The 13,159-nt window shown below is 65.0% G+C and carries 13 protein-coding genes and 1 pseudogene; 7 read left to right on the top strand and 7 right to left on the bottom strand.

All coding sequences use genetic code 11. The features are described from left to right. Positions 1-16: 16 nt before the first annotated feature. Positions 17-445: an ATP-binding protein gene (locus tag AC068Z_RS15040; RefSeq protein ID WP_478555146.1), complete on the top strand. Its 429-nt coding sequence runs from the start codon at positions 17-19 to the stop codon at positions 443-445. Then, on the top strand, positions 439-825 hold the full coding sequence (locus AC068Z_RS15035; protein WP_478555144.1) for a hypothetical protein: 387 nt from the start codon (positions 439-441) through the stop codon (positions 823-825). The genes AC068Z_RS15040 and AC068Z_RS15035 overlap by 7 nt, the downstream gene beginning before the upstream one ends. A 352-nt stretch (positions 826-1,177) precedes the next feature. On the opposite strand, the gene AC068Z_RS15030 is transcribed toward AC068Z_RS15035, so the two are convergent. Next, on the bottom strand, positions 1,178-3,238 hold the full coding sequence (locus tag AC068Z_RS15030) for a hypothetical protein (RefSeq protein ID WP_478555143.1): 2,061 nt from the start codon (positions 3,236-3,238) through the stop codon (positions 1,178-1,180). Positions 3,239-3,428: 190 nt separating this feature from the next. Further along, positions 3,429-5,351 (bottom strand): ATP-dependent nuclease, encoded by a 1,923-nt coding sequence (locus AC068Z_RS15025; protein ID WP_478555142.1) that lies wholly within the window; start codon positions 5,349-5,351, stop codon positions 3,429-3,431. Positions 5,352-5,844: 493 nt separating this feature from the next. On the opposite strand from AC068Z_RS15025, the gene AC068Z_RS15020 reads away from it, so the two are divergent. Next, positions 5,845-7,446: a restriction endonuclease gene (locus AC068Z_RS15020; protein WP_478555140.1), complete on the top strand. Its 1,602-nt coding sequence runs from the start codon at positions 5,845-5,847 to the stop codon at positions 7,444-7,446. 249 nt (positions 7,447-7,695) lie between these two features. Here the strand turns inward: AC068Z_RS15020 and AC068Z_RS15015 are convergent, their stop codons facing one another. Further along, complete coding sequence (locus tag AC068Z_RS15015) at positions 7,696-8,223, bottom strand: DUF4760 domain-containing protein (protein ID WP_478555138.1); 528 nt, start codon at positions 8,221-8,223, stop codon at positions 7,696-7,698. A gap of 64 nt (positions 8,224-8,287) precedes the next feature. Between AC068Z_RS15015 and AC068Z_RS15010 the strand changes: the two genes are divergently transcribed. Beyond that, positions 8,288-9,001 carry a GIY-YIG nuclease family protein gene (locus AC068Z_RS15010; RefSeq protein ID WP_478555137.1) on the top strand — a complete coding sequence of 238 codons (714 nt, stop codon included), beginning with the start codon at positions 8,288-8,290 and terminating at the stop codon, positions 8,999-9,001. A gap of 137 nt (positions 9,002-9,138) precedes the next feature. Here the strand turns inward: AC068Z_RS15010 and AC068Z_RS15005 are convergent, their stop codons facing one another. The 4 genes from AC068Z_RS15005 to phoU all read right to left on the bottom strand — a co-directional run bounded on the left by AC068Z_RS15005 (position 9,139) and on the right by phoU (position 10,764). After that, positions 9,139-9,390, bottom strand: coding sequence for an SCO4226 family nickel-binding protein (locus AC068Z_RS15005; protein ID WP_478555381.1), 252 nt, complete (start codon positions 9,388-9,390; stop codon positions 9,139-9,141). A 41-nt stretch (positions 9,391-9,431) separates the two neighbouring features. Next, complete coding sequence (locus tag AC068Z_RS15000) at positions 9,432-9,680, bottom strand: SCO4226 family nickel-binding protein (RefSeq protein WP_478555135.1); 249 nt, start codon at positions 9,678-9,680, stop codon at positions 9,432-9,434. A 122-nt stretch (positions 9,681-9,802) separates the two neighbouring features. Continuing rightward, complete coding sequence (locus AC068Z_RS14995; protein ID WP_451718937.1) at positions 9,803-9,967, bottom strand: hypothetical protein; 165 nt, start codon at positions 9,965-9,967, stop codon at positions 9,803-9,805. Between the two features lie 110 nt (positions 9,968-10,077). Next, the gene (phoU, locus tag AC068Z_RS14990) at positions 10,078-10,764 is read right to left on the bottom strand and encodes a phosphate signaling complex protein PhoU (RefSeq protein ID WP_478555134.1); all 687 of its coding nucleotides are present in this window, start codon (positions 10,762-10,764) and stop codon (positions 10,078-10,080) included. Between the two features lie 233 nt (positions 10,765-10,997). Here phoU and phoR point away from each other — a divergent pair, with 233 nt between their 5' ends. The 3 genes and pseudogenes from phoR to AC068Z_RS14975 form a co-directional block, all read left to right on the top strand. Continuing rightward, positions 10,998-12,275, top strand: a complete 1,278-nt coding sequence (gene phoR, locus AC068Z_RS14985; protein ID WP_478555132.1) for a two-component system sensor histidine kinase PhoR — start codon at positions 10,998-11,000, stop codon at positions 12,273-12,275. A 5-nt stretch (positions 12,276-12,280) separates the two neighbouring features. Continuing rightward, on the top strand, positions 12,281-12,952 hold the full coding sequence (gene phoP / locus AC068Z_RS14980) for a two-component system response regulator PhoP (protein ID WP_004000192.1): 672 nt from the start codon (positions 12,281-12,283) through the stop codon (positions 12,950-12,952). A gap of 102 nt (positions 12,953-13,054) precedes the next feature. Then, positions 13,055-13,135: pseudogene (locus AC068Z_RS14975) on the top strand (DNA-binding response regulator); the annotation flags it as partial. Positions 13,136-13,159: the final 24 nt, after the last annotated feature.

Here is a 13,159-nt window from a genome sequence, read left to right as displayed (position 1 = left end):
GCACGAAGGAACTTGTATGCACGAGTATACGAGTACAGCCCGGGTCTGGGGGCTCAGTTGCCCAGGTTTCCCGGAAAAGGTGAGCAGGGCCCGCCGATGGACGCGCGACATCCTGCGCGGCTCCCCTTTAGCGGAGGACGCCGTACTGATCGTCAGCGAGCTGAGCACGAACGCCCTCCTCCACACCGCGAGCGGCCGCGAATCCGGCAGCTTCCACCTGGTCGTCGCCGTCTCGGCACAGGTGGTCGCGGTCTCGGTGACGGACGACGGGGGCACGGACACGGCTCCGAAGACCGAGCGCCAGGAGGAGGGAGCCGAACACGGCCGAGGCATAGCCCTGATCGGCACTCTGGCTCACCGAGTGGTGATCCACGACAGCGACCACGGCCACACGGTCACCGCGGAACTCTTCGCCGACGCATCCCGAGGAGCCCACCCATGCTGACGACGGCAGAGCTCCGACGCGGCTTCTGGTGCGAGTGCTGGACCGAAGACGTCACGGGGGTCCAACCTCCGGCCTTCGTCGCGTCCTTCGGCGCCGACACGGCGGTCCAGGCGGACCGATGGGTCGCGGTCATCCTCCGCACGATCACGCCCATGCTGGATCCGGAAGCGTGCGATGACGCATGGGACTGGCTCTATGACGGCCGCATCGAGACCCGGCAGGCACTGCTGCGGGCAGAACCCTGCACCGTGAGAGTCAGCCAGGCCGACACTTGCGTGATATGGACGATCCGCCCGGCACTCTTCCTGCCATTGGCGCACCGCGAGGGCGCCGAACTCCCAGCCTGCACTCAGGACTTCAAGCCCCAGCAGACCGACTGAGTTACAACTTTCTCTACTGGTTCAAGGCGGCTCGCTCCGCTCACCGCGCGCGGCCCGGCCCCCGGCCGGGCCTGCGCTCCTGTCTCCGCCCCGCTCCAGCCCGGCCGGCGCCCGTGCCGCGCTCAGAGCATGCAGCCACCTGATGCCAGAAAAGGGGTACGTCGCGGCTGGGGCGGTCGGCTCCACGGCTTTACGGAGCCACTTTGGCGCGAGCCTCGCAGATCATGGCCCCAACGTCGTGCTTGACCGGGCAGGTCCACAGACTGCCCGACGCGCCGGAAGCTTACGGGGCCATGATCACTCGCGCCAAAGCAGCGCCACCCCAAAGCCGCTACGCCGACCTGTAGCGTCGCTACCGGCGCATTACCCCTGCGATAGCCTCGACAATCGGCATCCACACCTCGCGCTTGTCCTCGAAGGTCTGGACGCCCTCCCTCTTCTTGCCCGAAAATCGGTTAGGCATCCACTGGTGCGTAAGGTGAATCATCGGCCCATCGAGTGAAACAACACCTTGCTTTTGCAGGACTGAGATGACACGCCTAAATTCGTCTCCCTTGATGGACTGTCGCCCCTCCAGTTTTTTATCGAAGACCGCAGGAGTGCCTTTGTGTCCATGGTTGCGGAGCAAATTCATCATCATTTTGACGAAGCGAGCTGCGCGCTCGTTCGGCTCCACACTCGGAAGCTCCATGGGTTTCTGATAAGGAAACCACGGGTATCCGATTCGACGGCCTTCCGGAACCAGAATCTCAAAACTCTCCGCAGGAGGGTCACCCGCCAGTTGAGCTTCGCACAACAGATTACCCGTGAGCTCAAAAGTAACGCTGGCGCCACCATCCTGGTGGTTATCGACCGTTCCGTTGGGGCGGAGGGAGATTTGAACACTATCCCCTGAAACGCGAAGATCTGAGCACCGAATGAAGCAGTCGGGGCCAAAGTTCGCAGAGCCAGAGCGCGGCCTGACCGTCACCACCCCAGGGAAAGTCAGGGAAAGCGAAGCCAATGGACCCTTTAGATCTACAACTCCTTCCTGGTCGAGCAACACGTCAACGCGGACACTGTTACGACTACCAGAGCTCTCCCACAGGATAAGTTCCCCTTGCAGTTGCAGAACGTCGCTAGCGGGCTCAGTTCCTGCAGTAGGTTCACCACCTGACACGCTAACCGAAACCTCTACGTCGTGACGCTCAGATGCCATAAGCGACGCATGAAGTGCGGCGAACTGCCACTCATCTACCACAACTTCGTCTTCTTTTGCGGAAATGAACTCGAAGAGTAGTCCCGTAGAAAGTCCCACCTCTTGCAGCTTTTCTCGAACTTCGATCCGACCAAACCGCTCTGCTGCAATGTACGCAGAGAAGACAGGATTAGCCCATCGATTTTCGGTGCGGAATGGGTGATCGTCAATGAATTCGCGAATTTTGTTTTTGTACTCACCCTTCAATGGGTCCGGGCACCATGAGAGTTCGGGAGCCTCAGCATTCAAGAGATAGTGAGCGAGCCAGTCAATTTGCTCGGTAGGTGTATACATCTTGCTCGACGCCACCCCGAGCTGCTGAGCCAGTTTCTGCGTCTTCTCCTGTTCGCGCCGCAGGAGCTCTTCGATGATTTCGCCCAGGACCCGGATTCTCCGGTCGCTGCCCACCTCGGGCAAGAACGAGTTCCGAATCTTTAGTAGATTGCCCTTTTTGAGGAGGAGGGCAACAGCGTAGAGGACGGGAGCGTAGCCGATAAAGGAGTCCGCCTGACTTCCTTCGACAGCTCCAGACAGAGCTTTGATAACCGTATCTCTGGCATCAATATAAGTCTCACTTTCCTTGGACTGCGCCTCCCCGACATAGAGATCGATGTACTTTGTGCGCTGATCCGAATCAAAATGCGAAATCTCGTACCAGTTGGCACTACTCCCGGGGAAGTTAGCCCAAATATCCTCCAGCACTCGCTCGCGACCAAAAAGGACCAACGAGTGGCTTTTCTCTGACGCTGCAAAAAGCGTCTGCACGTACTCATACCATGAGGCTCCTGAGACCCTCATTCGCGCCTCATCGAGCGCATCGATCAGGATAAACGACCCCGGGGTATCGGTCAGCAAATCGAGGCCATCTGATCTTCCCGTATAGTCACGCAAGCGAGCTCGAAGCGCGTCGCCACTGACGGCCATATCTTCATTCAGCAACCACAAGGGAACCCGCTTCAGTGCCGAGACCTGCTTAGCCAAACAAGACTTACCTGTCGCACCCCTCGCAGAGATAAGTGTAATCAGTGGAGCGTCACTCGAATCCAATACTTCCAAGTTTGGAGGGATAAAAGTAGCTTGAGGGCTCGAAACCTGAAAAGCGGTAGACCCCTGCCCGGCAAAATTACCCTCAGGCAACACTTCAAGGAAATCGGCGAATGTAAATACGCTATTCATGCACTCCACCCCTCAAGTCGGCAAGTTAGCGCAAATACTAGCGGTCAGGCGAGCTGGACGGAGGAAGAGTGACATCCTCCCGTAGGCCGGCTGCATGGGCCACCATCTTCGCCTCCTCAGTCAACAGACCGACAGTCCGTACCCAAGGCAGTTGGCTAGACGGGACAGCGCCTACGAAACGACCCCCCGACTACCGCCGCCATGCCAGGGATCGAACATTCTCCAGCAAGGCGTGCAGCAGGTACGGGGGCTCCGCCGCAACAGTCCGGGTGGTCTCCAGATACGTTGCTGCGTTCTTCCCGTCCGCGCCTTCGCCCGCACGGACGAGCTCCTTCCTGCGCTCCTCCCAGGTCGGCCAATACTGGCTTAGGTGAGTCTCCAGGGTGTCTTCGAAGACGGTGTACCGACCCGTCGAGCCGTCGGCGGGCTGAGGGTTCGGCGTCGCGCCAAGGTACTTCAGAAGATTCGCGTTCTTGGTCCGGTTCATCCGCGCTTGTCGCTCGAACTCCTGCTCCTTCTCCTGGCGTTGCTCAGCGGCGAGGTTGCGCACCGACTCTCGCTTGCGCTCCTCCATGCCGGCATCACCGTCGAACACGACGTAGCAAGGAACGCCCAAGGCGCTGAAGAGCGCGTCGGAGATCATAAGGTTGTCCTTGCCGGTGACCTCAATGATGCTGATGCCGTCCGCGCCCAAGTTGACTCCGGACCGGTCCGCGCAACCGGTGATTACTCCCTCATCCCCGCGCCCCTCGACCAGGACCACGGCGTGAGCGAAAAACCCCTCAGCCAGCGCGCCTCCCAAGGTGCCCTCGGTCCTGCTCGTGATTACTTTTTTGTCGACAAGCCCGTCCAGAGCCTCACACAGATCCTCCTCAGTAGCCTGCCAAACCTCAGTGACGGGGTGCTCTTCGCCAACAGCTCGGCAGAGACGACGAATCTGGTGGTAGCCCTTCGGATCGATGAACACCGGGTTATGGGTGGCGTACATAACCTGGGTGCGCCCCTGCGGTGAGGTAGCGACCAACTCGCGGAGCACCTTTGCGAAAGTCCGCGCCTGCGGTGGATGTTGGAACAACTCGGGCTCCTCGATGGCCAGGCAAAGCGTCCGCATGCCGTCGGCCGGGCGCCTGCGGTCGGCCAGATACTTCAGCGCCGCGATAATCAGGGCACGCTGGAAGCCATGCCCTTGCCGGTGTACGGAGGTATGAGCAGCACCGTCCCGGATGCTCACCTGGAAGGTGGTTCGAGCCGGCCTAGGCGCCTGCACAGTCGGGGTCACTACGACCTCACGTCCGGTGGTGAACTTCGCGACCTCTGCGGACAGCGCGGCCGACACCTCGCCCAGCACGGGGCCGTACACCTTGCTGTGCACCTCCTGCCTCGCCAAATGGGCGTTCTCCTCAATCTCGCCGAGCTCCTCATTCGCCTGCGAGCGATCCACGGCATGGTCGAGGATGCGGCCGAGTGCCGTCGCCTTCTGGTCGTCGGCCTGCTCGTATGCCCGCAGGTCAGCGGAGACAAATACGAAGTCGATCAGTTGGGCGAGCCTGCTCTGTCCGGCAAAGCCGAAGAAGTGTGTGTCCTCGACTTCCGCCTCAGTGAGGCGATCACGGTTGGCCAGCTCCCAGGCGCGCATCGCGTCCAGGGCCTTGTCTTTGGTACCGGCGGACGGCAGGCCCAGACTCGGATCGCTGTCCTTCAACTGATCGTAAGCACGGCGCAGTTCCAAGGCCTTCTCGTTCTTCCGCACCTCCTCGAACGGCCCGAAGGCGAGCGCCTTGCCAGTAATCTTGTCCTCACCGTTCTGCCAAGTCCGCCAGATACTCACGCTCGCGGCCCCGTCGGGTGCGTATCGGCCGAGGGTCTGGCGATCGTGAGCCGTGAGTCCGTCGAACTCAACCTCCACGGAGATACGGTCGTCGTCGGCCGCAGAATGAACGTCGTCGTCAGTCAGAGCGACGCCCTTTTCGCCGTTGAAGAACCAGTCGAGCGCCCGCAGCACGGTGGACTTACCGACTCCCGTTGGCCCGATGAAGGAGGTGATCTCTTCGAAGGACACATCCACCTTGTACAGGCAGCAGAAGTTCTCGATGCGAACGCGCTTGATCTTCACTGTCGTCCTGTGCGTGAGGTGCGGGCGGGGCGTTTTAGTGCCCATGTGACGATCGTGACGCTAGCAGTCTGACTGACGGTTCATCAGCCATTTCTTCGGGTTGAGTGACCTTTCCTCACGGATGTTCGAAGATGTCGACAGCAACGACGGTTGACCCAACCGGCGAGTGCCGGCGTTCCCCGGGCTCAGTCCAGGGTCCTGTGGTCACGGGGGCGTGCCATAGGCGTGCCAGATCCAGCGGGGACCAACGGGGAATGGCGGCGAAGGCTGCTTATGAGTCGACCGTTGGAAATCCAGTCACTGCAGGTCAACGACGCTTCTGCCCTCGCAGCATCCAAGCTTCCTAAGCTGATGGCTCTGAGCTCGTCCCTAGGCTCGTTGCCGTGTCGCAACTGCCGCACCTCGCGAGGTTCCACGTTCCCAAGGTGCGTGATTCTGCGCGATGAGAGGGGAATGCAGCTCTGGGGAGCCGAGCCAGGGGAGGGGCTAGCGAGTGGCGCAGCGCAGTGGTGGCCGAGGCAACGAGTATCAGCGGCAGCAACAGGCTTTGCGGCGGGCCCAGGAGCAACAGGCCCGCCAAGCGGAGCGGGCCCGCAAGACTGCTGAAGCGGCCAGCAAACGGCGGGAGCAAGAGCGGAAGGCTGCGTATCTGGAGCAGCAAGCCGAACGGGCCAACGTGCAGACGATCGGGGTCGAGCACGAGGTCGAGCAGCTGAGCCAGTTGCTGCGTGATGCTCTGGTCGGTGACCCGCCCACAACGTTCGAGCGCCGGCGGAGGACTCATACGCCGACAGTGTTAGATGAACGCCCTTGGTCCCGCCCGGAGCCTTCACCGCGGTGGGAGGACTTTGCACCCCCAGAGCCCGGTGGCCTCGCTGCCGTCCTGGGCATTGGCAGGAAGCGATACCAAGCACAAGTCGCCGAGGCCCGTGAACGATTCAGCGAAGCGCAGCAGCGGCACGCGCGAGCTGAGGAAAAGCGCCGGGAGACGCTGGAGCAGAAGCGCACGGAGCACCGCCAGGCGGAGGAGCGGGCTGCTGAGAAGGTCGAGGCCTTCAACAGGCAGTTGGATGAGCAGCGCGAGGCGTACCGCGCTGGCGATCCTGAAGCAGTGGAAGCGCACCTGGGGGCCGTCCTCGATGCTTCGTCGTACCCGATGGGCTTCCCGCACGAGCACCGCATCGCCTTCCGGCCTGCTACAGGGGACGTCCTTGTCGAGATTCAGCTGCCGCCGGAGACGATCGTGCCCGCCGCGCGCGGCTACAGGTATGTGAAGAGCCGGGACGAGACGACCGCGGTGCCTCGGCCGGAGAAGGAGCGCAAGGAGATCTACTCGTCTGTCTTGGCACAGGTCGCTCTACGGACTGTCCACGAAATTCTGGCTAGCGACCCCGACCGGGTAGTCAACGGCGTCATCCTGAACGGTCGCGTCAAGACCATCGACCGAGCTACTGGTCAGGAGGTCTCACCCTGTCTCGTCACACTGAGCGCCAGCAGGGAACAGTTTGGCAAGCTGCGCCTCAGCCAGGTCGATCCAGCCGCCTGCCTCAAGGGACTCAATGCCCTTGTCTCTCCCAACCCGTACGACCTCGAACCCATCCGGCCCATCATCGAGTTCGATCTGACCAAGTACCGCCTGATGGACAGCATGGACGTGGTAGCTGACCTCGACAGCAGGCCCGTACTGGTCAAGCTGACCCCTACCGAGTTCGAACACCTGATCCGCCAACTCTTCGAAGCGATCGGGATGGAGGCATGGAACACCCAGGCCTCAAAAGACGAAGGTGTCGATGCGGTGGCCGTCAGCAAGGACCCCGTCTTCAACGGTGAGTGCATCATTCAGGCGAAGCGCTACAGCAAGCTCGTGGGTGTTGAGTCCGTCCAGGCGCTCGCCGGAGTGGTCGAGCACAAGCGGGCCGCCAAGGGGGTCCTGATCACCACATCGTGGTTCGGCAGGGCCAGCCACGACTTCGCCCGCCAACATGGCAGGCTCCAGCTCATCGAAGGGCCGGAACTCAAGTACCTGATCAAGGAACACCTTGGCAAGGATGTGATCCCGGGCCCGGTCCCCCCGAAGAGGCGCCCCTCACGCTGAGGCCGGCGACCCGCTCACACGGACCGGGGAGCTGGGCCGTCCCTGGGCCGTCCGAGGCCGCTCACCAGTGGCCAATGACGACCAACGACGACCACCAGGCGCACAAGCCCACCGTCCCCGACCAGCAAAAGCCCAGCTCCCCAAGATCCCCGACAACACCCAGGGCAAGAAGAAGTAGGTTTCCCGATCATGCCCCCGAGCTGCGCTTACGGCGCGGGTTGGGGGCGTTTTCGCGGACTGGGGCAGGTCCTAGGTTCCGGCGGGCACGGGAGGTCTTTCGGCCGGGCGGGGTGACATCTCGCCGGCCAGCCATTCCAGGTTCTCCCACACGCGGGGTTCGCCGTGGCGCTGCCGCTGCGCCTCGATCCAGGGCCGGTAGTGGTTCCACACGGCGATGATGATTCCGCCCCATGCCTCGTCGATGACTTTCCGGTCGAAGGCGTCCGTCTGGGCGCCCACGGCCAGGAAGTTGAAGGTCGTGAGGTAGGACGTGATCAGCTTGGTGGTGGGGACGTCGCCCGACAGCGAGAGCCTGATCAGGTCCGCGATGGCCGCGGGATCCCGATCGTCGGGTATCCCCTCGTCGATCAGCACCATCCGCCGGTCCATGTTGGCCGTCAGATACTCCATGGTCGCCTGCTTGCGGCGCCTGTCGTGATCCCGGGCGGTGCTGTGCGACAGGAGAAGAAGCTGCCAGGCCACCGCGCCGAAGGCGACGACGCTGACGAGGAAGGAGCCGAACGTAGCAATCAGGGACAACCGCTCATACGACGTCACGGCCGGGAACTTTACGGCAGACGCGCAGTTCAGCGGGCTGATTCTGGCTATTTAGGATCCTCGTATGAGATCACAGGGTGGGGATGTGCGGCCGGTGACGCGGGTCGCCCAGAAGTGGGGGTTCGGGCTGGCGCCCGTCAAGCCCGAGGTGCAGGCGGGGCGGGTCGTCGCCGGGCGGACCGTCGTCGAGGTGCTGCAGCGGGGGCATCAGGCCGCGCTGGGCCGGCTCGACGATCTGTCCACGGTTCGGGGGCTGTTCACCCGGACCTACAAGAAGGACCAGTGGGACTGGTTCACCGTCTGCGCGCAGTTGGGGTACCCGCCCGCCAAGGAGGCCCGCCGGGTGTCCGGGACGCTGCATCACCTTCGGCACTGTCTGCGCGACGGGGACCTGGCGGGCGCGGAACGCGACGTGGCCGTCCTGACGGACGCCGGTCTGCCGGAGCGGATCAGCGCCTTCGTCGCCGGGACTCCCCTCTCGCTCGACGGACGCGGGTTCGTCTATGTGCTCTCCACCCGAGAGGAGCCCGAGATGCTCAAGATCGGGTACACCGACCGTGATCCGCTCACCCGGGCCAAGGAGATCAACTCGGCGACCGGCGTGATCATCCCGTGGGGGGTCCGCGGCGCCTGGACGGTTCCGCAGGCCCGCCGGGTGGAGGCGGAGGTGCACGGCATGCTCGCCGAGTACCGGGTACGCGCGGACCGCGAGTTCTTCCAGCTGCCCTTCGCCGAGGCCGCGCGGATCATCGACGGGTACGCAGGGCAGGGGCGGTAGCCGCAGCGGGCGTACTTCTGGGCCGCGCAGGGCGTACTTCACAGGCCGCACGGCGTTCTTCACGCGCCGTAGGACGCACGTCACCTCACCCACTGCCCCGCGTCCGCGGCGGGGCCAGTGGTGAACCGCGATCGTGCTCAGACGGACAGGGGCACCGGGTGGATCTCGTCCGGTGCCGCGGCGCCCGACTGCTCGTGGGCCCGGTGCACAGCCTCGGCCGAGGGGCCTTCGGAGAGGCAGTACACCGTGCCGGTCTCCGGGTCCGCCCACGCGTGTTCGAAGTGGACTCCTTCCTCCTTCTCGACCGCGATCGCCGCCTCGTGGCCCGCGCGCAGCTGCTCCGCCGTGATGCCCTGCATTCCGTGGTGGACGTCCATGAACCGGGTCATGGTCCCCATCCGTTCTTCATCCGTTGCTCGTTCGCGCCGCGTCAGACCGTCAGCGGCACCGCGTGGATTTCGTCGGCCTTGTGACCCGCGCGCTCGTGGATGCGCTGGACCGCCTCGGCCGAGGGTGCCTCGGAGAGGCAGTAGACGAGGCCGGACTCCGGGTCCGCCCAGGCCCGCTCGAAGTGGACCCCCTCGTCCTTCTCTATGGCGAGGTCCGCCTGGTGCGCCTCGTGCAGCTGCTCCGCCGTGATGCCCTGCATCCCGGTGTGTACGTCCATGAACTGAGCCATCGCACACCTCCTGACGTCCCGATGGGCTCTCCCTTCCATGCTGCGCCCCGGCACGCCCCACAGCACGACGAAGGGCCCCGGCAGCCGCGCCGGGGCCCTTCACCGTCGTAAGGGAAAAAGAATCAACCGCACTGGCACGGGTTGCCGGACTGGCAACCGCAGCCACAACCCGAACCGCAGCCGCACGCGCCGATCAGGGTCAGGTTCCTGATCTCGGCGGGCTGCTCGGTCTGGCGTTCCTGCGTGGGGTCGGGTGTGGTGCCGGGCGTGCCGGGGGAGTCCGCCATGGGTCCCTCCTCGTAGAGGCTGGAGGCTGCTGCCTGTTCCCCATTGCATGCCCATCCCGCCGGGCGCATCAACGGCGCACGGAGGCTCTCACGCACGCCCCGGCGTGCTGTCAGGCGCCTTCGACGCCCGTCATCGGGATGTCCTGCTGGAGCTCGTCCGCGTGTTCACCCGTCACCAGGAACACCACGCGCTTGGCGACCGCCACGGCGTGGTCGGCGAACCGCTCGTAGTAGCGGCCCAGCAGGGTGACGTCCACGGCGGTCTCGATGCCGTGCTTCCAGCGGTCGTCCATCAGGTGCTGGAAGAGCGTGCGGTGGAGCAGGTCCATCGCGTCGTCGTCGGTCTCCATCTGGAGCGCCAGGTCGACGTCCTTGGTCACGATCACCTCGGCGGCCTTCGCCATCAGGCGCTGCGCGAGCTGGCCCATCTCGAGGACCGTGGCGTGCAGGTCGTGCGGGATGGCCCGTTCCGGGTAGCGCAGCCGGGTCAGCTTGGCCACGTGCTGCGCCAGGTCGCCGGAGCGCTCCAGGTCCGCGGACATCCGCAGGGAGGTGACGACGATCCGCAGGTCGGTCGCCACCGGCTGCTGCCGGGCGAGCAGGGCTATCGCGCGCGCCTCCAGGTCGTGCTGGAGATCGTCGACCTTCTGGTCGGCCTCGATCACGCTCTCGGCCAGCTTGAGGTCGCAGTCGAGTATGGCGGTCGTGGCGCGTCCGATCGCCGACCCGACCAGGCGGGCCATCTCCACCAGGCTGTCGCTGATCGAGTCAAGTTCCTCGTGGTACGCGTCCCGCATGAGGGTTCCCTCTCGTACGTGTTTCTTGGGGTTCCAGGGGCCGGGGCCAGTGTGCACGTCCTGCTGAACCGGCGCTATCGCACCCCACGCCCATACCCTCCGACCTGCACGCGTCCGTTTCCGCCACCCCAAATGAACCATTGCTAGCTCCAAGGTGAACTCTGGGCGACGAGTGTTCGAGGTCGCACTCTGATGGCTGTGGCCATGACCGGGGCCGTGCCTAACCTGGATGCATGGACGTGAACGCGGCGGTCGCCGCAGCGGCAGCGATTGCCGGGGTACTCACCGGCGTCATCGCCATGCTGGCGTTCCGCTGGAGCGAACGCGACCAGGCGCGACCCACCAGAACCTCCCTGCACACCGATCCGGTACTCCCGCCGGGCGTCGACACGGTGCTCTCCGTGCTGCGCTCCTCCGCGGTCGTACTGGACGAGGCCGACGCGGTCGTCAAGGCCAGTTCCGCCGCGTACGCCCTCGGGCTCGTACGCGGCGGGAAGCTGTCCGTCGAGCCGATGCTCCAGATGGCCCGGGACACCCGGCGCGACGGCGAGATACGCCAGGTCGAGCTGGACCTGCCCCGGCGCGGCACCGGACGCGGCGAGGCCCTCGCGGTCTCCGCCCGGGTGGCGCCGCTCGGCTCCCGCCTGGTGCTTCTGCTCGTCGAGGACCTCACCGAGGCCCGGCGGATAGAGGCGGTACGGCGCGACTTCGTCGCCAATGTCAGCCATGAGCTCAAGACCCCGGTCGGCGCGCTCTCCCTGCTGTCCGAGGCCGTCATGGACGCCTCGGACGACCCGGAGGCCGTGGAGCGCTTCGCGGGGCGCATGCAGATCGAGGCGACCCGGCTCACCAACCTCGTCCAGGAGCTGATCGACCTCTCCCGGGTCCAGAACGACGACCCGCTGGAGGACGCCGAGCCGGTTCGCGTGGACGAACTGGTGGCCGAGGCCATCGACCGCTGCCGGCACGCCGCCGGCACCAAGCAGATCACGATGGCCGCGGGCGGCACCGCCGACCTGAGCATCTTCGGCAACCGCGGCCAGCTCGCCGCGGCCCTCGGCAACCTCGTCGAGAACGCCGTCAACTATTCGCCCGCCCGCACCCGCGTCGGCATCGCCGCCCGACGCCTGACCGTACCGGGCGGCGACCACATCGAGATCGCCGTGACCGACCAGGGCATCGGCATCTCCGACAAGGACAAGGAGCGCATCTTCGAGCGCTTCTACCGCGTCGACCCGGCCCGCTCCCGTGCCACCGGCGGCACGGGGCTCGGGCTGGCGATCGTCAAGCACGTGGCCGCCTCGCACGGCGGGGAGGTCACGGTGTGGAGTTCCGAGGGACAGGGCTCCACGTTCACCCTGAGACTGCCGGAGGCGGGCGCGGCCCGCGACCGAGCTCAGCAGCATCCCGTCCTCGACGACGAGGCCGGGCGCCCCGCCGATCCGTCCCACGACACACCCCCCGAGTCAGCCGCGTATCAGACGCTTTCCGCCCCGGAGGTCCATCCGTGACCCGAGTGCTCGTCGTCGAGGACGAGGAATCCTTCTCTGACGCTCTGTCGTACATGCTCCGCAAGGAGGGCTTCGAGGTCGCCGTGGCGACCACTGGGCCCGACGGCCTCGACGAGTTCGAGCGCAACGGCGCCGACCTCGTCCTCCTGGACCTGATGCTGCCCGGCCTGCCGGGCACGGAGGTCTGCCGCCAGCTGCGCGGCCGCTCCAACGTCCCCGTCATCATGGTGACCGCCAAGGACAGCGAGATCGACAAGGTCGTCGGCCTGGAAATAGGAGCCGATGACTATGTCACCAAGCCCTTCTCGTCCCGTGAGCTGGTCGCCCGTATCCGGGCCGTCCTGCGCCGCCGCGGCGAGCCCGAGGAGGTCACCCCGGCCGCGCTGGAGGCGGGTCCGGTGCGTATGGACGTCGACCGCCACGTGGTCACGGTCTCCGGCTCGAAGGTCGACCTCCCGCTCAAGGAGTTCGACCTCCTGGAGATGCTCCTGCGCAACGCGGGCCGCGTTCTGACCCGCATGCAGCTCATCGACCGGGTCTGGGGCGCCGACTACGTGGGCGACACCAAGACCCTCGACGTCCACGTCAAGCGCCTGCGAGCCAAGATCGAGCCGGACCCGGGCGCGCCCAGGTATCTGGTGACGGTGCGTGGTCTGGGCTACAAGTTCGAGCCGTAGACCGGCTACAAGTTCGAGCCGTGAACCGACGTAGACCGGAGTCGGCGGACGGAGTCCGGCGCAGCGTCCCGAAGCCCGCATAGCGGTGCGAGGGGCGCGTCGAGGACGGTGCTCGAGCCGGACCCGGGCGCGCCCAGGTATCTGGTGACGGTGCGTGGTCTGGGCTACAAGTTCGAGCCGTAGACCGGCTACAAGTTCGAGCCGTAG

It is taken from the genome of Streptomyces sp. NPDC043726, from assembly GCF_056436565.1.
The sequence above is the reverse complement of the archived record's forward strand: the minus strand, read 5'-3'. Positions and strand labels throughout refer to the sequence as shown.